The sequence below is a fragment of the Subtercola boreus genome, assembly GCF_003399625.1.
Taxonomy (GTDB): domain Bacteria; phylum Actinomycetota; class Actinomycetes; order Actinomycetales; family Microbacteriaceae; genus Subtercola; species Subtercola boreus_C.
In genome coordinates this window covers 176,604-199,785 of the sequence record NZ_NBXA01000003.1, presented here as the reverse complement: position 1 = coordinate 199,785, position 23,182 = coordinate 176,604, and the positions used below count along the sequence as shown (strand labels likewise).

Here is a 23,182-nt window from a genome sequence, read left to right as displayed (position 1 = left end):
GCCCGCGCCGGAGCCCGGCGGGGGAGGTGCTGATGGGCATCCTGTACCTGCTGGCGCTGCTCATTGCGCTCACCGGGATGGTGATGCTCGACCGCCGCTTCCGGCTGTTCTTCTGGCAGGACGCCCGGCGCGCCGCGATCGTGCTCGTCGTGGGCGTGCTGTTCTTCCTGGCCTGGGATGTGTCGGGCATCACGGCGGGTATCTTCTTCCGCGGCGAGACGTCGTTCATGACGGGCATCCTGGTGGCGAAGGAACTGCCGCTCGAGGAGGTCTTCTTCCTGACGTTGCTCTGCTACCTCACGATGAACCTCTTCGAGGCGGTCGGCCGGATGCTCGCCCACACCCGCGCGGCGGCAGGCGCGCGACCAGGGCGCCGCTCATGACCTATTGGACCCTCAACGCCGTCTTCCTGGCGATCGCTCTCGCGGTCTCCGTCGTCGCGCTGCTCGTGCGGCGACGCCCCCGGCTGCTTCCTCTCGCCGTCACCGTGCTGGTGCTGTTCGTGGTCAGCGCCGTGTTCGACAACGTGATGATCGCAATCGGTCTGGTCGGCTACAACCGCGACCTCATCTCGGGTGCGTTCCTCGGCATCGCTCCACTCGAGGACTTCGCCTACGTCGTCGGCGCTGTGCTCCTCCTCCCCGCCCTCTGGTACCTCCTGCCAGCCCGCGCCGCCCTGCCGGCCCCCGCTGCCGAGCAGGAGACCCGATGAGCAGGCTCGGCCAGGTCATCCTTTCGTCGAGGCCGTTGTCGTGGGTGAACACCGCCTTCCCGTTCGCGGCCGGCTACCTGCTCACGACCCGCGAGGTCGACCTCACGTTCGTGCTCGGCACCCTCTACTTCCTGGTGCCGTACAACCTCGCGATGTACGGCATCAACGATGTGTTCGACTACGAGTCCGACATGAGGAACCCCCGGAAGGGCGGCGTCGAGGGTGCCGTGCTCAGCCGTTCGATGCATCGCATCACGCTCGTCAGTGCCGCAGCGACGAATATTCCGTTCCTGGCATATCTCGTCATAGTCGGCTCCCCGCTGTCATGGCTGGTGCTCGCCATCAGCGTGTTCGCCGTGATCGCCTACAGCGCGCCGAAGCTCCGGTTCAAGGAGCGCCCGTTCCTCGACTCGCTCACCTCGAGCACCCACTTCGTGAGCCCGGCCGTGTACGGCCTCGTGCTGGCGGGCGCGGTCTTCAGCCCTGGACTCTGGGCGATCCTCGCAGCCTTCTTCCTCTGGGGCATCGCCAGCCACGCGTTCGGCGCCGTGCAGGACATCGTGGCCGACCGCGAAGGCGGCATCGCCTCCATCGCCACCGTCATCGGCGGGCGCCAGACCGTGAGATTCGCCTTCTTCGCCTACCTGCTGGGCGGCGTGCTGATGCTCTTCGCCGGCTGGCCCGGCCCCCTCGCGGCCCTTCTGGCGTTGCCCTATGCGTTCAGCGTGCTGCCGTTCTGGTCGATCACCGACGCGGATGCGGAGAGAGCCAATGCCGGCTGGAAGAGGTTCCTCTACCTGAACTTCGCCACGGGGTTCCTCGTGACGATGCTGCTGATCTGGTACGTGCTGCTCACGGCCTGAACGGGGCTCGCGTGTGCCCGAGCGGGGGCAGCGGGATCAGCCCAGGTCGACCGGCAGATCGTACGGCGGGTGCCTCAGCTGCGCATCCTGCGCCCGCAGCCGCGCGAGGAACGCTGCCACCGGCCCGAGCTCGGAATCCGCGAGGTGCCCGGCGAACTCCCGCTGCACCACCTCGAGAACGAGCCGGGTCGATGCGGTGAACGTGCTCTCCCCGTGCGGTGTCGGCCGGATGAGGTTGCTCCGCCGGTCATCCGGCGACGGCTGGCGCTCGACCAGGCCGGCCTTGACCATGCTCGACACGAGGTTGCTCGCCGACCCACTGCTGTAGAGCAGTGTGCGGGAGACGGCGGTCACGCTCAGGGTGTGCCCGGGCGCTGTGCCGAGGTTGTAGAGCAGGTCGTACTGCGCCCAGCTGATCGACTGTTCGGCTTTGAGCGCCCGTTCGACCGTCCGCATGATCCTCGTGTAGGCCAGAACGAAGTCCGCCCAGGCGGCGAAGTGCGCGGCATCGGGGGTGGGCGACGGGTCGGTCATGGTGTCTCCGAGGATAGCCCTATCCCCTGTTTCCGAGGATGCAGGTAATGAGATAAGTTCAGTAGTACTCCCGGGTCTCGGTGCCAGGGGGCGACCCGCATAGCGTTGTTTGCGGACAGGGGGTATCAGAGACGCAAGAAGGGGCTTGCCACGTGGAAATCAGGGGTAATGTGAGTGTCATGACACGCCTCACGTCGACAGGCCAGCACGCAAGCACCGCGCGAATGGACAGTCACCAGATCGCCGCGGAGATGGTTGGTGCGCTCGGGCCGACTCTCGTGGCGGCAATGACGGGCTCGAAGGACAGAAAACTGCCGAGCAAGTGGGCGAGGCCAGACGGGCCCACGCCATCGACCGACTTCCTTCGCCGCCTGCAGTTCGGGCACCGAACCTGGAAGCGCATCGAGGGCGAAGAGGGTGCGCACGTTGCACGTCAGTGGTTCATCGGCGGTAATCCGCTGCTCGGAGAAGTGACCCCCCTCACCGCGATTCGCGAGGATCGTCTGCGTGAGGTCTCGGTGGCTCTGGATGGTTTTCTCTCCAGCGCGGCTGATGTATGACCGAAGGAGCGGCGGCACGACGCTGCGCTGCGACGGGCCTCCGACTCGTGCGCAACAATCCGGCTGATCGGTGGTACCGCGTTTCGCGGCGACGATACGAGGCGCTGTCTGCTGTTGTGCGCGTCGAAGGCGCGAGTCGGGCCGGATGGGGACGGTATGACACTCCTGGCGCCACGCTGTACGTCGCCGCAGACCCCACCTCCGCCTACGCCGAGGTGCTCTCCTCGTTCAAGCGAGCAATCGGTGGGCGCGACCCCCTCGAGGCCGATGCCGTCGCGCTTGGACTGACGCGAGAACAGTTTCTCGAAGAAGTCGCGACGGAGTGGCAGGAGCAGTCCTTCATGGGTGTCGGTGCGATTCCGTCGATCTGGCGGCACGAACGAGGCCTGTTCCCGGTGTCTGCCGAGGGGGATGGGTGGTGGGCCGACGTGGAGCATCCTGACTCGCTCTCTGCGCTGGAGGTTCTCGCGAGCGACGTCCTGATCGAGAATGGCATCACCTCGCTCACCACTGCTGTTCTCCGTGGCGAGAACAGGCTTGTCACGACCGGGATCGCTGCGACGATCCGGGGCCTCACCCTGGATGGCGGAGACAGAGCGCGCGGCATCGCCTATGGGAGTAAGCACGGCGGTGGCACCTGCCAGGCGATCTGGTTGCCGTCCGAGGCGGACGACTGGTCCGCAGGCCTCCTCGCTCTCGGCCCCGACCCCCTCCTCGTCTCGGACGAGAATCTGGTTCGCGCCGCTGATCGGTTCCGCATCCGCGTCTTCTGAACAGGCGTAGGGTGGTAGCTGTAACTACAGGTAAATGCCTGCGGCTTCTCAGGAATGGAAGAAGGAACACATGTCAGCCCAGCGGTTCGACGGCAAGGTCGTTTTCGTCACGGGAGGAGCCTCAGGGCTCGGAGCGGCAGCAGCCGCCAGGTTCGCAGGCGAAGGCGCCAGGGTGGTCATCGCCGACCTCAACATCGACGGCGCGACAGCGTTCGCGGCAACGCTGCCCGACGGCTTCGCAGTGCAGGTCGACGTCTCACACCCCGCGAGCGTCGAGGCCGGCTTCGCAGCGGCGATCGAGCACTACGGCCACGTCGACGTCATCTTCAACAACGCCGGCATCGACGGCAAGCAGCAGAAGCTCCACGAGATGGACCTCGCGAACTGGGAGAAGGTGCGGAACATCAACGGCGACGGAGTCTTCTACGTGCTGAAGTACGGCATCGCCGCCCTGCTGGCGAACGGTGGCGGCAGCATCGTCAACACCTCGTCCACCGCCGGTCTCACCGCTCAGGACAACATCTCGCCCTACACGTTCGCCAAGGCCGGCATCGTCGGGCTCACGCGATCGGCCGCCGTCGAGTACGCGAAGTCGAACATCCGCGTCAATGCGGTCGCACCGACCGTCGTACTGACACCGCTCGTGCAGAACTTCATCGACACCGCGCCCGACCCGAGGGAGATGGCCGAGCGGATGGCGAACTTCAACCCGATCCCGGGCATGCCGACCGCCGACGACGTGGCGAACGCGGTGCTCTTCCTCGCCTCCTCCGATGCGGCCTGGATCACCGGACACACGCTGCCGATCGACGGCGGCTACGTGGCGGTCTGACGTCCTCAGCCGCTCAGCTGCTTCTGCTTCGCCGAGACCGGCAGCAGCACGATGAGCCCGACCAGCAGCACCAGCACGATTCCGAGCACGCCCCAGTACTGGGCGCCGCCGAGGGTGACGAAGAGGGCGAACGCGGCCGGCGCGAGGAAGGTCGCCGCCTTGCCGGTCGTGGCGTAGAGGCCGAAGATCTCGCCCTCGCGGCCGGCCGGGATGACGCGGCCGAGGAACGACCGGCTCGCCGACTGTGCCGGGCCGACGAACAGGCAGAGCAGAAGGCCGAAGACCCAGAACGCCGACTTCCCGGCGTCGTGGAGGAGGAAGACCGCTGAGCCGCAGATCACCAGGCCGACCAGAGCCACGACGATGACGGGCTTCGGCCCGACCCGGTCATCCAGTCGACCGACGACCACGGTCGAGACTCCCGCCGTGACATTCGCCGCGATGGCGAAGACGATGACCTCGCTCGCCGAGAACCCGAAGGTGCCGGCGGCCAGTACGCCGCCGAACGTGAACACGCCGGTCAGCCCATCGCGGAAGACGGCGGAGGCGATCAGGAAGTAGACGGTGTGGCGGTTCGTGCGCCAGAGCCCGGCGAGGTCCCGCCCGAGGCGCGCGTAGGAGCCGAAGAAGCTCACCTTCGGCCGGGCTGCCGATCCGTGTGGTTCGAGTTCGGGCACCGAGAGCAGCACCGGCAGCGCGAAGATGCCGAACCAGATCGCGGCGATCAGCATCGAGACCCGCACGGAGAGGCCGTTCTCGCTCGTCACGCCGAACAGGCCCACATCGGGGTGGATGAAGCCGAAGTACACGATGAGCAGCAGCACGATGCCGCCGAAGTAGCCCATCGACCAGCCGAACCCGCTCACCTTGCCGATGGTGCGCTTCGTCGAGACGCTCGAGAGCATCGCGTTGTAGTTCACCTCGGCGAACTGGAAGAACACCGACCCTGCCGCCAGAAGCAGCAACCCGAGCCAGAGGTACTCGGGAGCTGCCTGCACGAAGAACAGCCCCGCGATGATCGCCACCACGATGTAGGTGTTCACGCCGAGCCACAGCTTCCGCCTCCCGGACGTGTCGGTGCGTTGCCCGGTCACGGGGGCGAGCAGGGCGACGATCAGGCCGGCCACGCCGAGCGTCCAGCCCAGCTGGGCCGACACGAAGGCCTCGTCGCCGAACGGGTGGTTGACCGCATTGCCGGTGAGGTAGACCGTGAACACGAACGTCGTCACGACGGCGTTGAAGGAGGCGCCGCCCCAGTCCCAGAGTGCCCAGGCGGCGATGCGCCGACGGGGCACGACGCGGTCGTCGGCAGCTCCGGATGCCCGTGCCGGAGTCGGGGAGGGTGCTGTCATGACTGAACAGTACATTCCTCGCGTAAACAGCAGTGAAACTCCTGAGAGTTGAGCCAGTCCGACTCAAGTTTTCAGCTCCGAGCTTGACACGGCATCCGGGGTCGGTAAACTTGATGCTACGGGACTCAACTCTGATGGGTTGGCCCACAGGACTTGCGAAACGGCCGCCAGGCCACGAAGGAGAACACGCACATGGCTCGTGCAGTAGGAATCGACCTCGGAACCACCAACTCTGTTGTGTCCGTACTCGAGGGTGGAGAACCCACCGTCATCGCGAACGCTGAAGGCTTTCGCACCACGCCCTCGATCGTGGCCTACACGAAAGACGGTGAAGTGCTCGTCGGCGAGACCGCGAAGCGCCAGGCCGTCACCAACGTCGACCGCACCATCTCCAGTGTGAAGCGCCACATCGGCACCGACTGGACCGTGGCCGTCGACGACAAGAAGTACACCCCGCAGGAGATCTCGGCCCGCATCCTCGCGAAGCTGAAGCGTGACGCTGAGTCGTACCTCGGCGACAAGGTCACCGATGCTGTCATCACCGTTCCCGCGTACTTCAACGACGCCGAGCGCCAGGCCACCAAGGAGGCCGGTGAGATCGCGGGCCTCAACGTGCTGCGCATCATCAACGAGCCGACCGCCGCTGCGCTGGCATACGGCCTCGACAAGGGCAAGGAGGACGAGCTCATCCTCGTCTTCGACCTCGGTGGCGGAACGTTCGACGTGAGCCTGCTCGAAGTGGGCAAGGACGACGACTTCAGCACCATCCAGGTGCGTTCGACCGCCGGCGACAACCGCCTGGGCGGCGACGACTGGGACCAGCGCGTCGTCGACTACCTGGTCAAGCGCTTCAAGGACTCGACCGGTGTCGACGTCTCCGGCGACAAGATCGCCAAGCAGCGCCTGAAGGAGGCCGCTGAGCAGGCCAAGAAGGAACTCTCCGGTTCGCTCTCCACGACCATCCAGCTCCCGTACCTCTCCCTCACCGAGAACGGCCCGGCCAACCTCGATGAGACCCTCAGCCGGGCGAAGTTCGAAGAGCTCACCGCTGACCTGCTGGCCCGCACCGAGAAGCCGTTCCACGATGTCATCAAGGAGGCCGGTGTCTCGGTCGCCGACATCGCGCACGTGGTGCTCGTCGGTGGATCGACCCGCATGCCCGCCGTCGTCTCCCTCGTCAAGAAGATGACCGGGGGCCGTGAGCCCAACAAGGGCGTGAACCCGGATGAGGTCGTGGCCGTCGGTGCGGCACTCCAGGCCGGTGTGCTGAAGGGCGAGCGCAAAGACGTCCTGCTCATCGACGTCACGCCTCTCTCCCTCGGTATCGAGACCAAGGGCGGCATGATGACCAAGCTCATCGAGCGGAACACCGCCATCCCGACCAAGCGTAGCGAGACCTTCACCACGGCCGACGACAACCAGCCGTCTGTCGCGATCCAGGTCTTCCAGGGCGAGCGCGAGTTCACCCGCGACAACAAGAACCTCGGAACGTTCGAGCTGACCGGCATCGCACCGGCCCCGCGCGGCATCCCGCAGGTCGAGGTCACCTTCGACATCGACGCCAACGGCATCGTGCACGTGTCCGCGAAGGACAAGGGCACCGGCAAGGAGCAGTCGATGACGATCACCGGCGGCTCGAGCCTGTCGAAGGACGACATCGCCCGCATGGTCCGTGAGGGCGAGGAGCACGCTGCCGAGGACAAGAAGCGTCGTGAGGCTGCGGAGACCCGCAACACCAGCGAGCAGCTCGCGTACTCGATCGACAAGCTGATCAAGGACAACGAGGACAAGCTGCCCGAAGACGTGAAGACCGAGGTGCAGGCCGATGTGGATGCACTGAAGACCGCTCTCGCCGGTGACGACGACGACGCGGTGAAGTCGGCGTTCGACAAGCTCAACGAGAGCCAGTCGAAGCTCGGCCAGGCCATCTACGCGAATTCGCAGGCCGACGAGGCCGCTGCCTCCGCCGCTGCGGGATCGGGCGAGGAGCCTGCTTCGGAGCCGTCGTCCGACGAGGACATCGTCGACGCCGAGGTTGTCGACGACGAAGAGTCGAAAGAGCAGAAGTAACCATGGCCGCTGACAAGTCGAACCGCGAGGGCAAGAGCCCGAACGATGACGAGTCTGGCCAGTTCCCCCCCGCCGGGCCCGAGGCATTCTCCTCGGACCCGGCGACGGGCGAGCCGGTCGAGGACGGAGCGTTCGTCGAGGCCGAAGGTCCCGATGTAGAGACTCCGAGCGAGGGTGCGTTGAACGACGACGACCTGAGCTTTCTCGACGCCGTGAGCGCCGGCCAGGCCGACGATCTCGCTGCGGAGCGGCTCGCCGACCTGCAGCGCGTCACCGCCGAGTACGCCAACTACCGCAAGCGCACCGAAGCGAACCGGGAGGTGGAACGGGAGCGCACGGTGGGTGACGTCGTGAAGATCCTGCTGCCTGTGCTCGACGATCTCGACCGTGCCGAGAAGCACGGCGACCTCGCCGAGGGGCCCTTCGCCTCGATCGCCGCCAAACTCCGCACGGGTGTGGAGCGCCTCGGCCTGAAGCCCTTCGGGACGACGGGCGAGGTCTTCGACCCGAAGGAGCACGAGGCGATCTTCCAGCAGCCGACTCCGGGCGTCGAGGTGGCGACCATCGCCGACGTCGTCGAGACGGGGTACTACCTCGGCTCGACACTGCTCCGGGCGGCCAAGGTCGTCGTAGCGGTGCCGAATGGCTAGCCAGGACTGGTTCGACAAGGACTTCTACAAGGTCCTCGGTGTCTCCAAGGACGTCTCTGCGGCCGACCTGAAGAAGCAGTACCGCAAGCTCGCCCGGCAGTACCATCCGGACTCGAATCCCGGTGACACTGCAGCCGAGGCGAAGTTCAAGGAGATCAGCGAAGCCCACTCGGTTCTCGCCGATGCCGAGCAGCGCAAGGAGTACGACCAGATCCGTGCGATGGGTTCAGGTGCCCGCTTCACGGCGGGTGGCCAGGGCCAGTCGGGCGGCTTCGAAGACGTCTTCGGTGGGATGTTCGGCGGTGGCGGCCGGGGTGGCAGTGCGGGCGGCAGTGCCGGCTCGAACTACAGCTTCCAGCAGGCCGGCTACGACGACCTCCTGGGCGGCATGTTCGGCGGCAATCGCGGCTTCGGCCAGCCGAGCGGTGGTTTCCGCGGCTACGGCGGACCGACGCGCGGCCGCGACGTCACGGCCCGCACAACGGTCGACTTCGTCACGGCGACGAAGGGCGACACGATCAAGCTGCAGACCGCCGAGGGAACCACCATCACGGTGAAGATCCCGGCGGGTGTCTCCGACGGCCAGAAGATCAAGCTGCGGGGCAAGGGCGAGAAGAGCCAGGACGGCGGCGAACCCGGCGACATCGTGCTCACCGTGTCTGTGCGGAAGCATCCCGTCTTCGACCGCGACGGGCTGAACCTCCGGGTGAACGTGCCGGTCACGTTCGTCGAGGCAACGCTCGGTGCGACCATCGAAGTGCCGACCCTCGGCGGCGATCCCGTGAAGCTGCGGGTCGGGCCGGGCACCCCGAGCGGGCGTGTGCTTCGCGTCAAGGGACGCGGAGTCGAGACGCCGAAGGGCACGGGCGACCTGCTCGCCGTCGTGCAGGTTGCGGTTCCGTCGCACCTGTCCGATGAGGCGCGCGAAGCCCTCGTCGCCTTCCATTCGCTCGAACCGAACGAGAATCCGCGGGCAGAACTGCTCGCAAAGGCACAGGAGTGACAGGCGGGTTCCGGATGACCGTGCCGACGGTCATCCGGAACCCGCACCACACCGACCACGACGAAGGGAGACCCGGTGCAGCAACCCGTTGACGAGAACGCGCCGCTCTTCGCGATCGCCGTGGCCGCCGAGCTCGCCGAGATGCACCCGCAGACCCTCCGGCAGTACGACCGGCTGGGCCTTGTCAGCCCGAGCCGCACCGCGGGCAAGTCCCGCCGTTACTCGCTCCGCGACGTGATGCAGTTGCGCGAGATCGCGCGGCTCGGCTCCGAGGGCATCACCCTCGAGGGCATCCGGCGCATCCTGGAGCTCGAGAACATCAACCAGGAACTCGCCCGCCGCGTGCGCGAGCTCGAATCGGCGCTCGCAGACGAGCTGCTGAACCGCCCCGGCCGACGTGTGTTCGCCGCCGGAACCGAGGGCGAGATCGTGTCACTGAAGAACGGCACGCGGAGCCAGCGCCGCACCGAGATCATGGTCTGGCGCCCCTGACCACCGGGGGTCAGTGGATCGGCGGGCTGTCGAACCTTGCGACAATGGGGGGATGACGAACACCCCTCCGCTCGGTCTGCTGCTCGACATCGACGGACCGATCGCCTCGCCGGTCACCCGGTCGGTGACCATCCCGAGCATCCTCGCCGACCTGGTGAAACTGACGGCCGCGGGGATCCCGATCGCGTTCATCACCGGGCGCTCCGCCGACTTCGTGCTCGAGGAGGTCGTGGCACCGCTTCGTGCCGCCGGGCTCGACGACGCACTCGCCGGCGGGGGGCGGATGTTCGTGGTGTGCGAGAAGGGTGCGGTGTGGTTCGCGATGGGAGCCGGGGGCCCGCTGCCGGTCGAGGTCGATGCGACGGTGGCGCTGCCGGAGGAGTTCCGGTCGCACATCCGATCGCTCGTCGAGGAGCGGTTCAGCGAATCGATGTTCTTCGATGAGGGCAAGCTCGCGATGGTGTCGGTGGAGCAGAGGACGGAGCTGACAGCTGACGAGTACCGCCCGCTGCAGCTGCAGTACAACGATGTCGCCTACGCCGCGCTCGTCGAGCGGGGGCTCGGTGCGCGCTATGGCGAGCGTGAGACGCCGAACGCGGCGGGTGACATCCCGTTCCGCCTCGATCCCACGATCATCTCGACCGATGTGGAATCCGTCACGCTCGACAAGGACCGCGGTGCCGAGCGGGCGGTCAGGTTCTTCAAGGAGCAGGGCGACCTGCCGCGCGTCTGGCGCTCGGTGGGCGACTCGCGGAGCGACTACAAGATGGCCGACTACCTGTACGCCGCCGGCTACGAGGTGGCGCACGTGGATGTGCGGCCGGCCGACGGCATCCTCGAGAAGCCGTACCGGGTCATCGTGGAGGGCGAGCTGATCCACGACGAGGCGGGGGCGGCATTCCTGGCCCACTGGGTCGCGAAGCTGGGGCTGTAGCCTCCTGCGGCTGCGGCTGCGGCTGCGGCTGCGGCTTCGGCCTCAGACCGAGGTGCGGGGTTTCACCGATCCGCCCGCCGCGGCGCGGTTCAGTTTCTGGATGGCGCGCCGCTCCCGGTACGACCGGAGGCGTTGCACGATCAGCTTCACCGACAGCTCCTCGTGGATGCAGTACGCGATGATCAGCGCGATGCCACCGCCCGTGATGAACACCGTGCGGATCACATAGCCCAGGATGTCGCCCTGCACGGCATCCGAGATGTCCATGCCTTCGGCGATGCTCACACACGCGAAGAAGATCGATGCAGAGACGGCCAGATGGGTCGCCAGACCCTCTCGGATGCCCACGATCGCGAACAGGATGATGCACCAGGCCGCATACCAGGGGTGGATGACGGGCGACAGGATGACCGTGGCCGTGAACGCGAGCGCGAGGCGCATCAGTGGGTCGAAGGTGCGCTTGGTCAGCATCACCCAGGCCACGACGACGACCATCGCCCCGATGGCCACGAACTTCACGATGTTGGCGGGCATCTCGCCGTCGAGGCCGAACGCGCCGAATGCGCCGCCGACGGCGATCGCGAGGATGTTGACGGGTGCGTACCAGTGCGACACGGATCCGGGGGTCGCCAGCGTCAGCACCCAGCCGAAGCCGATGCCGAGGGCGAAGCCGAGCGCGCCGAGTACGGCGCCCGAGATCACGACGGTCATCACCCAGTACTTGACGGTGCTGCGGAGGGTGCGGTTCTGGCCGGCCCAGATGATGCCGATGATCGGCAGGGCGAGCACGGCGATCGGCTTCACCCCGACCGAGGCGGTGACCAGCAGGATCGCGATGATCGGATGCCGCCGGAGCGCGTAGTACATGCCCGCGATCAGCAGCGCGAGCATCAGCGCGTCGTTGTGGCCGGCCACCACGAAGTTGAACATGACCACGGGGCTCGCGAGCACCAACCAGAGCACCTTGCCCGGGTCGATCTGGCGCATCCGTGCGAGCCGGTAGGCGTAGAACGCGATGGCGAGGGCGCTCACGATGGCGATGAGCCGGAAGAGAGCGACCGCGACGATCGGCGAGTCGCCCGAGATCGTCACCGTCGCCTCCTCGATCGCGAGGTAGACCGGGCCGTAGGGCGTCTTCGCGTTCGCCCACATGGGGTCGACGCCGATGTTGAACCAGCCCTGGATGGCCGAGATGCCGTCGACGTAGGGGTTGAATCCGCCGGCCATGAGCCGCCCCTGGCCCACGTAGGCGAACAGGTCGCGGGAATACAGGGGAACGGCCACGGCGAGCGGCAGCGCCCAGACGACGCTGGTGACGACGACGCGCTTGAGGGCATCCGCGGGATTCCGGCGCATGGCCGAGCCGAGCTTCAGCCACGCGATGACGAGCAGGAGACCCGCGCCGATGACGACGAACGTCGAGATGTGCACGAGCAGGTCGTTGCCCCGCAGGCTCTGGATGATCGGCCAGCCCCGCACGTTCGACCCCGGCCCGAGCCAGCCGACGGCCAGGGATCCGAGCGCGATGAAGAGGGTTCCCACCAGCCCGAGGAGCAGGGGGGAACCCAGCTCACGCCTCAAAATACTCTTCACTGTCAATACTCTAGGTCGATCCGGCTGTGAAGGGGATGACCGGAGGTGAACCGGTGGCGCTGGAGCATGTTCTCGGGTAAAGTTGAGCTAGGTCGACTCAAGTTTATGGGTCGCTGAGAAGTACGAACGAAAGGTCTCCCCGGGATGCAGCCGCAGAGCGGTCAGCAGAATGTCGACGAGCAGAGCGCTCTCGAGAAGTACGGCGTCAACCTCACGAAGATCGCCGCCAGCGGAAAACTCGATCCGGTCATCGGGCGTGACGCCGAGATCCGACGCGTCAGCCAGGTCCTGACCCGTCGCACCAAGAACAATCCCGTGCTCATCGGTGAGCCCGGCGTCGGCAAGACCGCGGTGGTCGAGGGCCTCGCGCAGCGCATCGTCGCCGGTGACGTCGCCGACTCGCTGAAGGGCAAACAGCTGGTCTCGCTCGATCTCGCCGCGCTGGTCGCGGGAGCCAAGTACCGGGGCGAGTTCGAAGAGCGGCTGAAGGCCGTGCTCAAGGAGATCAACGACGCCGACGGCCAGATCATCACCTTCGTCGACGAGCTCCACACGCTGATGGGTGCCGGCGGCGGAGAGGGGTCGGTGGCGGCATCCAACATGTTGAAGCCCATGCTCGCCCGGGGTGAGCTGCGGCTCATCGGCGCGACCACACTGAACGAGTACCGCGAGTTCATCGAGAAGGATGCGGCGCTCGAGCGCCGGTTCCAGCAGGTGTTCGTGGGGGAGCCGAGCGTCGAGGACACCATCGCCATCCTGCGCGGGTTGAAGGAGCGTTACGAGGCGCACCACAAGGTCGCGATCGCCGACGCTGCCCTCGTGGCCGCGGCCTCCCTCTCGAACCGGTACATCTCCGGGCGCCAGCTGCCCGACAAGGCGATCGACCTGATCGACGAAGCCGCTTCGCGCCTCCGCATGGAGATCGACTCGGCGCCCGTGGCGATCGACGAACTGCGTCGGAGCGTCGACCGGCTGAAGCTCGAGGAGCTGGCGCTGAAGAAGGAGAAGGACGACGCGTCGAAGCAGCGCCTCGAGAAGCTCCGTGCCGACCTCGCCGGGCGTTCGGCCGAGCTGGCGGTGCTGCAGGAACGCTGGGATCGCGAGCGCGCCGTGCTGAACCGTGTCGGCGAGCTCAAGACGCAGCTCGACGCCGCCCGGATGTCGGCCGAGAAGGCCCAGCGTGAGGGCAACCTCGAGCGGGCATCCAGACTCCTCTACGGGGAGATCCCCGTTCTCGAACGCCAGCTCCGCGAGGCGGAGAGCGCCGAGAAGTTCCCCGATGGCGAGCGGATGGTGAGCGACCAGGTCACCGAGGCCGAGATCGCCGCCGTGATCGCCGCCTGGACGGGCATCCCCGTCGACCGTCTCACCCAGGGCGAGACCCAGAAGCTCCTGAACCTCGAGAACGAGCTGGGCAAACGGCTGATCGGGCAGCGGCCTGCCGTTCGCGCGGTCGCCGATGCGGTGCGCCGCACACGTGCGGGGATCTCCGACCCGAACCGGCCGACCGGGTCGTTCCTCTTCCTCGGGCCGACCGGTGTCGGCAAGACGGAGCTCGCGAAGGCGCTCGCCGAGTTCCTCTTCGACGACGAGCGGGCGATGATCCGCATCGACATGAGCGAGTACGGCGAGAAGCACTCGGTCGCGCGGCTGCTCGGCGCCCCTCCCGGCTACATCGGGTACGAGCAGGGCGGACAGCTCACCGAGGCGGTGCGGCGTCGACCCTACTCGGTGGTACTGATGGACGAGGTCGAGAAGGCCCACCCGGAGGTGTTCGACGTGCTGTTGCAGGTGCTCGACGACGGACGACTGACCGACGGGCAGGGACGCACGGTCGACTTCCGCAACACGATCCTGATTCTGACGTCGAACCTCGGGTCGCAGTTCCTGGTCGACCCGGCGCTGTCTGACGATGCCCGCGAGCGGGCCGTGATGCAGGTGGTGCGGCAGACGTTCAAGCCCGAGTTCGTGAACCGGCTCGATGACATCGTGGTGTTCACATCGCTGACGCATGACGACCTCGCGCAGATCGTGTCGCTCTACGTCGACCGGCTCGCCCGGCGGGTGTCGGAACGCGGACTGGCGTTGGCGGTGACTCCGGATGCCCGGTCCTGGCTCGCGGAGGCGGGCTACGATCCCGCATTCGGAGCCCGGCCGCTCCGGCGCTTGATGCAGCGCGAGATCGACGACCGGCTCTCGATGGCGCTGCTCTCCGGGGCGATCCGCGACGGCGACACGGCCTACGTGGGGCTCGCGCCCGACGGCACCGGCCTGACGGTCGGCCCCGTGGTGCTGGTCCCCGAGGACTGACCCCGCCCGCCCGCCCCGCCCCGCCCGCCCCGCCCGCCCCGCCCGCCCCGCGTCGGGCCGTTCGCCCGTGCCGCCCCGCCGCTCGCCGCGCCCGCCCCGCCCGCGCGCTCCGCGTCCGCCCCGTTCCGCCCGCCACGTCAATCGAGTGGGCAGTTTCGGCCCCTAAACCGCGGAGCAAGGGCCGCTTCTGCCCACTCGATTGAGCTGGCGTGCGCGGGAGGGGCGGGAGGTGCGGCGCCGCGTCAGCCGCGGCCGGCCAGCAGGATGGCCGCGATGCGGGCGGGCACGGCCTCGTCCTGGAGTGACGTGGTGTCACCGAGCGGGCGGCCGTCGACGAGGTCGCCGAGCAGGCGGCGCATGATCTTGCCCGAGCGGGTCTTCGGCAGGTCCGGCACCACCACGAGGTCCCTCGGTTTCGCGATGGGGCCGATCTCGTGCGAGACGTGAGCCCGCAGCAGCGACCCCAGTTCGCGTTCGACGCCCGCCCAGAACGCAGGGTCCGCGGCATCCTGAACCGACACGTCGCGCGACGGGATGACGAAAGCCGCGATGGCCTCACCCGTCACCGGGTCGGTCACTCCCACGACGCCCGCCTCGCCGACGGCCGGATGCGACACCAGGGCCGACTCGATCTCGATGGTCGAGAGGCGGTGGCCGGAGACGTTGATGACGTCGTCGACGCGTCCGAGCAGCCAGATGTACCCGTCTGCATCGTATTTTGCTCCGTCGCCCGCGAAGAAGTAGCCCTGGGCGGCGTACTTCTTCCAGTACGAATCCCGGAAGCGGCCGGGGTTCCCCCAGACGCCGCGCGCCATCGAGGGCCAGGTGCCGTCGATCACGAGGTACCCACCCGAACCGTCGGGTACCTGCACGCCCTCCTCGTCGACGATGAGCGCGCGGAGCCCCGGCAGCGAGAACGTCGCCGACCCGGGCTTCAGCACCGTGACGCCGGGCAGGGGGGGCGATGATGGCGGATCCGGTCTCCGACTGCCACCAGGTGTCGACGATCGGGGCCCGGCCGCCGCCGACGTTCTCGTGGAACCACACCCACGCCTCGGGGTTGATCGCCTCGCCGACCGTGCCGAGCAGGCGGAGCGTCGACAGGTCGAAGGAGGCAGGGAGGCCATCCGGGAACCAGGTCATGAACGTGCGGATGAGCGTCGGAGCGGTGTAGTAGGTGGTGACGCCGTAGCGCTCGATGATCTCGAAGTGGCGCCCGGTGTGCGGGGTGTTGGGCGTGCCCTCGTAGATCACGCTGGTGGCGCCGTTCGAGAACGGACCGTAGAGCACGTAGGTGTGCGCGGTGACCCAGGCGAGATCGGCGGTGCACCAGTAGACGTCGGTCGGCTTCGCGTCGAAGATGGCGGCGTGGCTCCAGCTGGCCTGCGTGAGGTAGCCGCCGCTGGTGTGCACGACGCCTTTCGGCTTGCCGGTGGTTCCGCTGGTGTAGATGATGAACAGTGGATGTTCGGAGTCGAAGCTCTGGGCCGTGTGAGTGTCGGCGGCCTCTGCGATCGCGTCGTGGAACCACACGTCACGCCCCGGTGTCCACGGGATGTCCGGCGTGAGGTCGCCGGTTCGGCGCACGACCAGCACGTGCTCGATCGTGTTCACTCCACCGGGCGCGCCGCTGCTGCCCGGGCCGACGGGGCCGCCCACGGCTTCGTCGGAGTTCGCCTTGACCGCGACCGCCTTGCCGCGGCGGAACTGGCCGTCGCTCGTCACCAGCAGTTTCGCACCCGTGTCCTCGACGCGGAACTTCAGCGCCTCGGCCGAGAAGCCGCCGAAGACGAGGGAGTGGATCGCGCCGATCCGGGCGATCGCGAGCGTGATGACGATGGTCTCGGGGATAACCGGCAGATACACGACGACCCGGTCGCCGGCGACGATCCCCAGCGCCTCGAGGGCGTTCGCGGCCTTCGCGACGCGGCGCTGCAGCTCGGCGTAGGTGATCTGCTCGCGGTCGCCCGGTTCGCCCTCGAAGGTGATGGCGACGACGTCGCCGCGGCCGGCATCGACGTGCCGGTCGACGCAGTTGACGGCGACGTTGAGGCGGCCGCCGACGAACCAGGCGGCCTCGGGGATGCTGAGGAGCGGCTGCCCGTCGTCGTCGAGCCCGGTGAAGGCGGAGGCTGCGGGGCCGGCGGGGTCGGCGGTGCTGGCGCCGCCCGGGTCGGGCAGCGTCACGCCCTCCTGGGCGGCAGCCTCGGCCAGGGTCAGCGGTCGGGCCGGCTTCCAGGTGTGGGCGGTGTGCCAGCGCTCGGTCCAGTCGAGCCGGTCGGCCTGCCGCTCCCAGTAGGCGACCGGATCGGCCGCTGCGCGGTCGTACTCGTCGGCCGTGACGTTCGCCGCGGCGGCGAAGGCCGGTGACGGCGGGTAGAGACGGTTCTCGCTGAGCAGGTTCTCGATGGTGGCAGACACGTGCCAAACGCTACCGGCTGGGCCGGGGCCAGCGCCCCGCGTTCGTCACAGGCCGTCATCCGCGATCGCTCATTCCGGTGCCGGGGCCGGTGCCGATGCGGTTGCGGTTGCGGGTGGGGGTGCGGTCGCGGCTATGGGTGCGGAGCCGGGCGACTCCCGGGCCGGGGTCGGCTGTCGTGCCTGAACCCGGTCCATGACCGCGACGATCACCACGTGCGGAGCCGTGAGCGCAGAGATCAGCACCAGGTACAGCCCCAGCAGTGACGGCAGGTCTGTGCCGGCGTGCGGCACCGCGAAGAAGAGACCCACCAGGATGACGAGGGCGACGAGCGTCACCGGCGCAGCCTGCCGCGTGAATCGCAGCAACACCACCCCGTACCGTGCCTGCAGCAATGGACTCCGCTGTTCCGGGTCGAGGAGGCAGAGCCGCACCACGTGCCGGAGCGAGTGCCACAGGCAGAAGTAGAGGCCCACCGCGAGCACCGGCGGCACGGTGGCGAAGAACAGCACGAGCACGAGCGTCTCCGCGGCAGGTCGCACAGGCCGTGCGGAGCGGTTCAGGATGATCGTGGCGACGATCAGCGCACCGATGCCCAGTGCCAGGCCGATGCGGCCCCCGGTCGAGGTGAGGGCGGCCGCGGCATCCGTCAGCTCACTTGCACCACTTCCGCCGCTCAAGCCGGTGGTCCCGACGCCGCCAACGCTCCCGCCCGCGCCGCCCGCGCCGCCCGCGCCGCCCGCGCCGCCGACCCCGCCGCCGATCCCATCGGACGCAAAGACGCCCGTGGCGCTCGCCGCGACGGCGAGGTACACCTGGGGGAAGGCGATGAGCGGCACCACCATGGGCAGGGCGCCCCGCAGCACCAGCATGGCCGCACCCCCGGCCCGCCCGGTGGCGTCGGCGGCGGAGCTCGGGCTGATCGCGGCCCGTCCACCGCGCCCGCCCGCGTAAAGGAGGACTGGACGAGCGTCGCGGTCGTGGGGGCCGCAGCGTGGCTCCGGTCCTCTTTGAGGCGGGCGAGGTGGAGTAGCGGCCGGCCGCCCGGACCTCTGGCGTTCGACGAACAGGTCTCCCTGTCCCCAGTGGAACCAGGTCAGGCCGATGAAGAACACGAAGGCGACCCCGGGGGCTGCCCACCACAGCCCCAGCACCGCGGTTCCGAGCAGGCCGTACAGGGCGAGGACCGGCGCGATGCGGCGGAGGGTGGGCGGCCGCGAGGCCAGCCGCGCGGGTACGAGGTGATCGAGTGCTCCGTGTGGCAGGCCGAGAACCACCAGACCCACGGCGAATGGCACGTACTGGAGAGGCTCGGGGATGCGCACCCCGGCCAGGCAGACGAGGGAGAGCGCGATGAACAGCACCGTGACCGGGAGGAACAGCCGTCGCCGGGCCAGGCGCCAGATCGCGAGATCAGTGCCGGGCATGGCGCACCCGGCCCAGCAGAACGGCGGCTGCTGCGGCCGGGAACCGGCCTTTCGGCAGCGCGAGGATGAGGCGCGCATTGTCGCGCCAGTCGCTCTGCTCGGAGAGGAACCGCACCAGCGCAGACGGTTCGACCCGATCGAACATGCGGTGGAACACCAGTGGAGCACGCCCGGGATGGTCGGCGAGGAACCGCAGGAAGATCGCATCGAGCAGGGATCGGGTCGGCGGGTCGGCCGGGTCCCGCACATCCGTCCCCCGCACCAGGCGCTCTGCGAGGGCGCGGCACGAACGCTGGATGCGCAGAAAGGTGTATCCCGTGCTCGGGCGGGTCGCCCCGCCCCGGGTTCCGAGAAGCGTGACCCGGGGAGAGGGACGGTCCCTGAAGACGCTGTCGGTCATCGGGATGCACCCCCGCTCGGTCGCGAGTACGCGGTAGTCGCGCGGTTCGAGACCGAATTCACGGGCGAGGTACAGGTCGATCCCGGCGACGAACCCGACCTCGCTGAGGGTGGTCTCGGTGAGGAACACGTGCTCCACCAGGGCTTCGGTCGTACTTACGGGAACGACGTACATGAACCGGAGCCCGCACCCCTGGTCGACGGTGAAGTCCATCAGGAGGCACGATCCAGGATCGAAGACCGGACGCTCGGTGACGATGTGCAGGCCGACGAAGGCCTGGGGCAGCCACGTCTCCGAGGGGTGGATGCGCGTTCCGCGCCCACGTCGGGCTTCGGCCGCTTCCACGGGCGACGCCTCCTCGGGCGACGCCGCCACGGGCATCCGGAGCCCTCGGGCATCGACGATCTGCTTCGCCCTGATCTGGCGGGAAGCCGTCGTGAGGAAGACCTCCGTGGGGGATTCGAGCCAGCCCAGGGCCGGCTCTCCGAGGAGCAGGCCCACCGTGCCCGATTCGGCGAGCCGGTCGAGCGCGGCCTGGTAGAAGTCGTTGGCGGCGAGGCTGAGGTAGGCGGTGGCGGGAGCGGATGCCCGGGCGGAGAGCCCCGGAGGGATGCTGCCGCGGGAGCCGCTGTTGCGGGAGGCTCGGACCTCCCACGTGGTGATCCGGCTCCGGGCGAGGTGACTGAAGGGGGTCGGCTCCACGTCCCAGAAGCACCAGGTGCGGTCGTCCCGGTACTCGGTGCGGGAGTCGATGAGCAGGATCGGGCCGGTCGACCCGGCATCGAGCATCGCCACCGCAGCGGACAGACCCGCGCATCCGGCACCCAGAATGACCACGTCGTAGAGCGAAGAGGGGGCTCTGCCAGACCCGGGACCTCCCTCGAGAAGGGAGGCGGGAACCTCGACGACAGCCCCTCGTGGCAGGTGGACTGTCGTCGAGGAGAGCGGCATGGCTCAGCGCGCCGTTCCCCGGGGTGCGCGGATCTCGTCGGCGCCCTCGTCACGCGACGTCTCGACCGCAGCGAAGTCGTGGTCGTCATCGTACGACTTGATTTTCGCGACATGGAAGATGATCAGCGCGTAGACCGCCTTGGCCACGATGTCCGCCACGGAGTAGCCGACCTGCTTGGCCACCCACGCATCGGAGCCGGCGATGTTCAGCAGGGGCAGGAGGTAGGCGATCGGATACACGCCCCAGCTCAGCAGCAACAGGAAGCGGAGGCGTCCGAGTGTTCCCCGCACCCCGGCGGGCTGGTTCACGAGCGACTTGCTGAGCTGGGTGAAGAGCACGAACAGGATGTAGGCGAACGGGATGGTCGACAGGATGCCGAAGAGACCGCGGAGGCCATTGTCGCCGCTGATCTCGCCGGGGTAGCCGAGGGCGATCATCAGGGCTGCAGCGGGAACCAGGCGGATGAGGAGCTTCGACTGGATCTTGCGGGTGAGCGCGAGCACGGCGATCAGTTCCACGAGCAGAAGCGGAACGGTGAGCAGCCAGTCGACGTACCGGTAGCCCTCGTTGAAGCCCTCTCCCATGGCCTGGGTGTAGGTGCCGGTACCGCCCACCGAGTCGGTGACGAAGGCGCCCTTGAACGAATCGAAGATGCGGAAGTAGTGGTAGGCGGCGATTCCGCAGACGATGATCGCAACCGTGATGGCCTGCCGGTAGCGGGGCAGGATGCGCGGTAGCGAGATGAGCAGGAACACAGCCGTGAACAGCTGTGAAGCGATCACGAGTGACAGGAAGTTGTAGACGGTTTCGAACTGCCCATTCGACAGGGTGTCGGGAATCACTGGAATCCTCCATCGGAGGGCCGCGTCGCCAGCTGGGTGCTGTGGCTTCGGCCATGTGATTGAGACACTAAAACACTTAGTAGATCAAATGTATGGCTGCCATAACGGATCTCGATCGGGTATGATTTGGCGCCGGACAGAGACCTGCGAGTGAGACCGACCCTTGGAGAGACGGATGCCCGACGAGAGTGCGAGCTACGAGCTGACCGGGATCACCGGAGCGGCCATCCCCTTCATCCGGGCGATGGAGGCACCAAGGGTGCGTTCGGCCGAGGAGCACGGTCTCAGCAGCATCGAGTTCCGCGCACTCTTCATGATCGCCGAAGCGGGGAGTCTTCGCCCCAAGCAGCTCGCAGACCAGCTCCGTGTCACCAATGGCGCCATCACGGGGCTCTCCGACCGCCTCATCGCCGCCGGGCTCCTGAACCGTGAGGCCCACCCGAATGATCGTCGGAGTCTCTACCTCACGCTCTCTCCCGCGGGGCACACCGCGATGCGCTCCATGCACTCCGGGCTTGCCGCAATGCTCGAGAGGGCGGTCGAAGGCATCGACGAACGGGAACTCGCCGCGGCGATGGCCGCCCTCCGCCACATGACGGAGTCGATCCGCGAGTAGTGCGGTGCCGGGGCAGCGGCAGCGGGGCTACGCCGGCTACGCCGTGGCGACGATCTCGTCGAGCGGCTTGCGCACGCGCGGGGCAACCTCGCGGGCGCGGGTCTTCTCGTCGGCCAGGTTCTCGGCCGGTGCCACGACCCCGAGTGCGGTCACCGTGACCGGCTCCCAGCGCTCGCCGAGACCGAAGGCGGAGCGGAGCCCCTCCACCTCGATACCGCCCATCTGGTGCACGTGCAGCCCGTCGGCGTGGGCCTGCACCGTGAGGTTCGCGACGGCCTGGCCGAGGTCGTAGGTGCCCCAGCGACGCGGCTTGCCGTCTTCGTCGACGACCTCGGCGACGTTCACGATCAGCACGCTGGCGTTCGGCGTCCAGACCCGGTTGAATCCCATCAGGTTCTCGTTGATCAGATCGAACGTGGGCGCTCCGCGACGGCCGACGATGAACTTCCACGGCTGGGTGTTCGAAGCCGAAGCCGACCAGCGTGCCGCCTCCAGTGCGCTCGTGAGTGCCCTCTCGCTCACCTCGGCGGCCCCGTCGAAGGAGCGTGGGCTCCAGCGACCGGCGAGAACGTCGAGGATCGGCGCACTGGTGTCGGCGGTGCGCGCGGTGGTGGTGTCTGTGAGGGTCATGGTGGCTCCTGGATGATCGGTCGAACGGATCTCGGTCAGGGCGCCGTTGTCCTTCGGGTACTTCAACCCACCGTATCGTGCCCGTATTCCATGCGTTCGCATGCCCTCGGCTCAGCCGTGTGTGGTGAGCAGCCCCTCGAGCGCGGCGACGAACGCATCCACATCGGATTCGGTGGTGTCGAACGAGCACATCCAGCGCACCTCGCCGGTCGCATTGTCCCAGTCGTAGAAACGGAAGACCTCGCGGAGCCGGTCGGCCACCCCGGGCGGCAGGATGGCGAACACTGCGTTCGCCTGGGTCGGCCGTGTGAGCGTCACCCCGGGCATCCGTTCGACCGCGGCGCGGAGCCTGGCGGCCATGGCGTTCGCGTGCGACGCCGATTCGAGCCAGAGCCCCGACTCGAGCAGCGCGACGAGCTGCGCCGAGACGAAACGCATCTTGCTTGAGAGCTGCATGTCCATCTTGCGGAGGTAGCTGAGGCCCTCGGATGCTTCGGGGTTCAGCACCACGACGGCCTCGCCGTAGAGCAGGCCGTTCTTGGTGCCGCCGTACGAGAGGACGTCGACCCCGGCATCCGCCGTGAAGGCGCGGAGCGGCACGCCGAGGGACGCTGCCGCGTTGGAGAGGCGGGCACCGTCCATGTGCAGCCGCATGCCGTGGGCGTGCGCGTGCTCGGCGATCGCCCGCACCTCGTCGACCGTGTAGAGCGTGCCGAGCTCGGTGCTCTGCGTGATGGAGACCGCGAGCGGCTGGGCGCGGTGCTCGTCGCCCCAGCCCCAGGCCTCCCGGTCGACCAGCTCGGGGGTGAGTTTGCCGTCGGGCGTCTCGACGGTGAGGAGCTTCAGCCCGCCGATCCGCTCGGGGGCGGCGTTTTCGTCGGTGTGGATGTGGGCGGTCGCCGTGCAGACGACGGCGCCCCAGCGGGGGAGCATGGACTGCAGGCTGAGCACGTTCGCGCCGGTGCCGTTGAAGACGGGGAACGCCTCCGCCGCTTCGCCGAAGTGCGTTTTCATCACCTGCTGCAGCCGTGCGGTGTAGAGGTCTTCGCCATAGGCGATCTGGTGGCCCTCGTTCGCCGCTGCGATCGCCTCGAGCATCAGCGGATGCACCCCGGCGTAGTTGTCGGAGGCGAAACCGCGGAGGGCGGGGTCGTGCAGGCGGAGGGCGGGGTCGAAGTTCATCACAGCTCCAGTTTCGCGCACTGCGGCAGCGCGGGT

At 68.0% G+C, this 23,182-nt stretch carries 21 protein-coding genes and 1 pseudogene; 13 read left to right on the top strand and 9 right to left on the bottom strand.

The features are described 5' to 3' along the window. Positions 1 to 32 precede the first annotated feature (32 nt). From B7R21_RS02705 to B7R21_RS02695, 3 genes are read left to right on the top strand one after another with little or no spacing between them, the layout of a single operon-like run. Positions 33 to 383: a lycopene cyclase domain-containing protein gene (locus B7R21_RS02705; RefSeq protein WP_116281701.1), complete on the top strand. Its 351-nt coding sequence runs from the start codon at positions 33 to 35 to the stop codon at positions 381 to 383. After that, positions 380 to 712: a lycopene cyclase domain-containing protein gene (locus B7R21_RS02700; RefSeq protein ID WP_116281700.1), complete on the top strand. Its 333-nt coding sequence runs from the start codon at positions 380 to 382 to the stop codon at positions 710 to 712. The genes B7R21_RS02705 and B7R21_RS02700 overlap by 4 nt, the downstream gene beginning before the upstream one ends. Then, positions 709 to 1,575 carry a prenyltransferase gene (locus tag B7R21_RS02695; protein WP_116281699.1) on the top strand — a complete coding sequence of 289 codons (867 nt, stop codon included), beginning with the start codon at positions 709 to 711 and terminating at the stop codon, positions 1,573 to 1,575. The genes B7R21_RS02700 and B7R21_RS02695 overlap by 4 nt, the downstream gene beginning before the upstream one ends. A 36-nt stretch (positions 1,576 to 1,611) precedes the next feature. Here B7R21_RS02695 and B7R21_RS02690 read toward each other — a convergent pair whose 3' ends face one another. Further along, positions 1,612 to 2,109, bottom strand: coding sequence for a MarR family winged helix-turn-helix transcriptional regulator (locus tag B7R21_RS02690; RefSeq protein WP_116281698.1), 498 nt, complete (start codon positions 2,107 to 2,109; stop codon positions 1,612 to 1,614). A gap of 179 nt (positions 2,110 to 2,288) precedes the next feature. Between B7R21_RS02690 and B7R21_RS02685 the strand changes: the two genes are divergently transcribed. The 3 genes from B7R21_RS02685 (at position 2,289) to B7R21_RS02675 (ending at position 4,274) form a co-directional block, all read left to right on the top strand. Next, on the top strand, positions 2,289 to 2,669 hold the full coding sequence (locus tag B7R21_RS02685) for a hypothetical protein (RefSeq protein WP_116281771.1): 381 nt from the start codon (positions 2,289 to 2,291) through the stop codon (positions 2,667 to 2,669). After that, complete coding sequence (locus B7R21_RS02680; RefSeq protein WP_147305782.1) at positions 2,666 to 3,442, top strand: hypothetical protein; 777 nt, start codon at positions 2,666 to 2,668, stop codon at positions 3,440 to 3,442. The genes B7R21_RS02685 and B7R21_RS02680 overlap by 4 nt, the downstream gene beginning before the upstream one ends. Before the next feature lie 70 nt (positions 3,443 to 3,512). Then, positions 3,513 to 4,274, top strand: coding sequence for an SDR family NAD(P)-dependent oxidoreductase (locus B7R21_RS02675; RefSeq protein ID WP_116281696.1), 762 nt, complete (start codon positions 3,513 to 3,515; stop codon positions 4,272 to 4,274). Between the two features lie 5 nt (positions 4,275 to 4,279). Here the strand turns inward: B7R21_RS02675 and B7R21_RS02670 are convergent, their stop codons facing one another. Further along, the gene (locus tag B7R21_RS02670) at positions 4,280 to 5,626 is read right to left on the bottom strand and encodes an MFS transporter (protein ID WP_116281695.1); all 1,347 of its coding nucleotides are present in this window, start codon (positions 5,624 to 5,626) and stop codon (positions 4,280 to 4,282) included. Between the two features lie 192 nt (positions 5,627 to 5,818). On the opposite strand from B7R21_RS02670, the gene dnaK reads away from it, so the two are divergent. The 5 genes from dnaK (at position 5,819) to B7R21_RS02645 (ending at position 10,775) form a co-directional block, all read left to right on the top strand. Further along, a complete protein-coding gene (dnaK, locus tag B7R21_RS02665) occupies positions 5,819 to 7,696 on the top strand; it encodes a molecular chaperone DnaK (protein WP_116281694.1) in 1,878 nt (625 codons plus the stop codon). A gap of 2 nt (positions 7,697 to 7,698) precedes the next feature. Next, positions 7,699 to 8,346: a nucleotide exchange factor GrpE gene (locus B7R21_RS02660; protein WP_116281693.1), complete on the top strand. Its 648-nt coding sequence runs from the start codon at positions 7,699 to 7,701 to the stop codon at positions 8,344 to 8,346. Further along, positions 8,339 to 9,349 (top strand): DnaJ C-terminal domain-containing protein, encoded by a 1,011-nt coding sequence (locus B7R21_RS02655; protein ID WP_116281692.1) that lies wholly within the window; start codon positions 8,339 to 8,341, stop codon positions 9,347 to 9,349. Before B7R21_RS02660 ends, B7R21_RS02655 begins: the two co-directional genes overlap by 8 nt. 75 nt (positions 9,350 to 9,424) lie before the next feature. After that, a complete protein-coding gene (locus B7R21_RS02650) occupies positions 9,425 to 9,841 on the top strand; it encodes a heat shock protein transcriptional repressor HspR (protein WP_301182542.1) in 417 nt (138 codons plus the stop codon). Between the two features lie 52 nt (positions 9,842 to 9,893). Further along, on the top strand, positions 9,894 to 10,775 hold the full coding sequence (locus tag B7R21_RS02645; protein ID WP_116281691.1) for a hypothetical protein: 882 nt from the start codon (positions 9,894 to 9,896) through the stop codon (positions 10,773 to 10,775). A 42-nt stretch (positions 10,776 to 10,817) separates the two neighbouring features. On the opposite strand, the gene mptB is transcribed toward B7R21_RS02645, so the two are convergent. After that, on the bottom strand, positions 10,818 to 12,368 hold the full coding sequence (mptB, locus tag B7R21_RS02640) for a polyprenol phosphomannose-dependent alpha 1,6 mannosyltransferase MptB (protein ID WP_147305781.1): 1,551 nt from the start codon (positions 12,366 to 12,368) through the stop codon (positions 10,818 to 10,820). 144 nt (positions 12,369 to 12,512) lie between these two features. On the opposite strand from mptB, the gene B7R21_RS02635 reads away from it, so the two are divergent. After that, the gene (locus B7R21_RS02635) at positions 12,513 to 14,678 is read left to right on the top strand and encodes an ATP-dependent Clp protease ATP-binding subunit (RefSeq protein WP_116281689.1); all 2,166 of its coding nucleotides are present in this window, start codon (positions 12,513 to 12,515) and stop codon (positions 14,676 to 14,678) included. Positions 14,679 to 14,920: 242 nt separating this feature from the next. Here the strand turns inward: B7R21_RS02635 and acs are convergent. From acs to B7R21_RS02615, 4 genes and pseudogenes are all read right to left on the bottom strand, one after another. After that, positions 14,921 to 17,099, bottom strand: a pseudogene (acs, locus tag B7R21_RS02630) (acetate--CoA ligase). A gap of 69 nt (positions 17,100 to 17,168) precedes the next feature. After that, the gene (locus B7R21_RS20840) at positions 17,169 to 18,524 is read right to left on the bottom strand and encodes a Brp/Blh family beta-carotene 15,15'-dioxygenase (RefSeq protein WP_116281688.1); all 1,356 of its coding nucleotides are present in this window, start codon (positions 18,522 to 18,524) and stop codon (positions 17,169 to 17,171) included. Then, positions 18,511 to 19,761 carry a lycopene cyclase family protein gene (locus tag B7R21_RS02620; RefSeq protein ID WP_172592020.1) on the bottom strand — a complete coding sequence of 417 codons (1,251 nt, stop codon included), beginning with the start codon at positions 19,759 to 19,761 and terminating at the stop codon, positions 18,511 to 18,513. Before B7R21_RS02620 ends, B7R21_RS20840 begins: the two co-directional genes overlap by 14 nt. A 117-nt stretch (positions 19,762 to 19,878) precedes the next feature. Continuing rightward, positions 19,879 to 20,718 (bottom strand): bacteriorhodopsin-like, encoded by an 840-nt coding sequence (locus B7R21_RS02615; RefSeq protein ID WP_116281686.1) that lies wholly within the window; start codon positions 20,716 to 20,718, stop codon positions 19,879 to 19,881. A gap of 175 nt (positions 20,719 to 20,893) precedes the next feature. Between B7R21_RS02615 and B7R21_RS02610 the strand changes: the two genes are divergently transcribed. Further along, positions 20,894 to 21,334, top strand: coding sequence for a MarR family winged helix-turn-helix transcriptional regulator (locus B7R21_RS02610; RefSeq protein ID WP_116281685.1), 441 nt, complete (start codon positions 20,894 to 20,896; stop codon positions 21,332 to 21,334). Positions 21,335 to 21,370: 36 nt separating this feature from the next. Here the strand turns inward: B7R21_RS02610 and B7R21_RS02605 are convergent, their stop codons facing one another. Together B7R21_RS02605 and B7R21_RS02600 are read right to left on the bottom strand one after the other, a co-directional pair. After that, the gene (locus tag B7R21_RS02605) at positions 21,371 to 21,964 is read right to left on the bottom strand and encodes a nitroreductase family protein (protein WP_116281769.1); all 594 of its coding nucleotides are present in this window, start codon (positions 21,962 to 21,964) and stop codon (positions 21,371 to 21,373) included. A gap of 111 nt (positions 21,965 to 22,075) precedes the next feature. Then, positions 22,076 to 23,146, bottom strand: a complete 1,071-nt coding sequence (locus tag B7R21_RS02600) for a threonine aldolase family protein (RefSeq protein ID WP_116281684.1) — start codon at positions 23,144 to 23,146, stop codon at positions 22,076 to 22,078. Positions 23,147 to 23,182 lie beyond the last annotated feature (36 nt).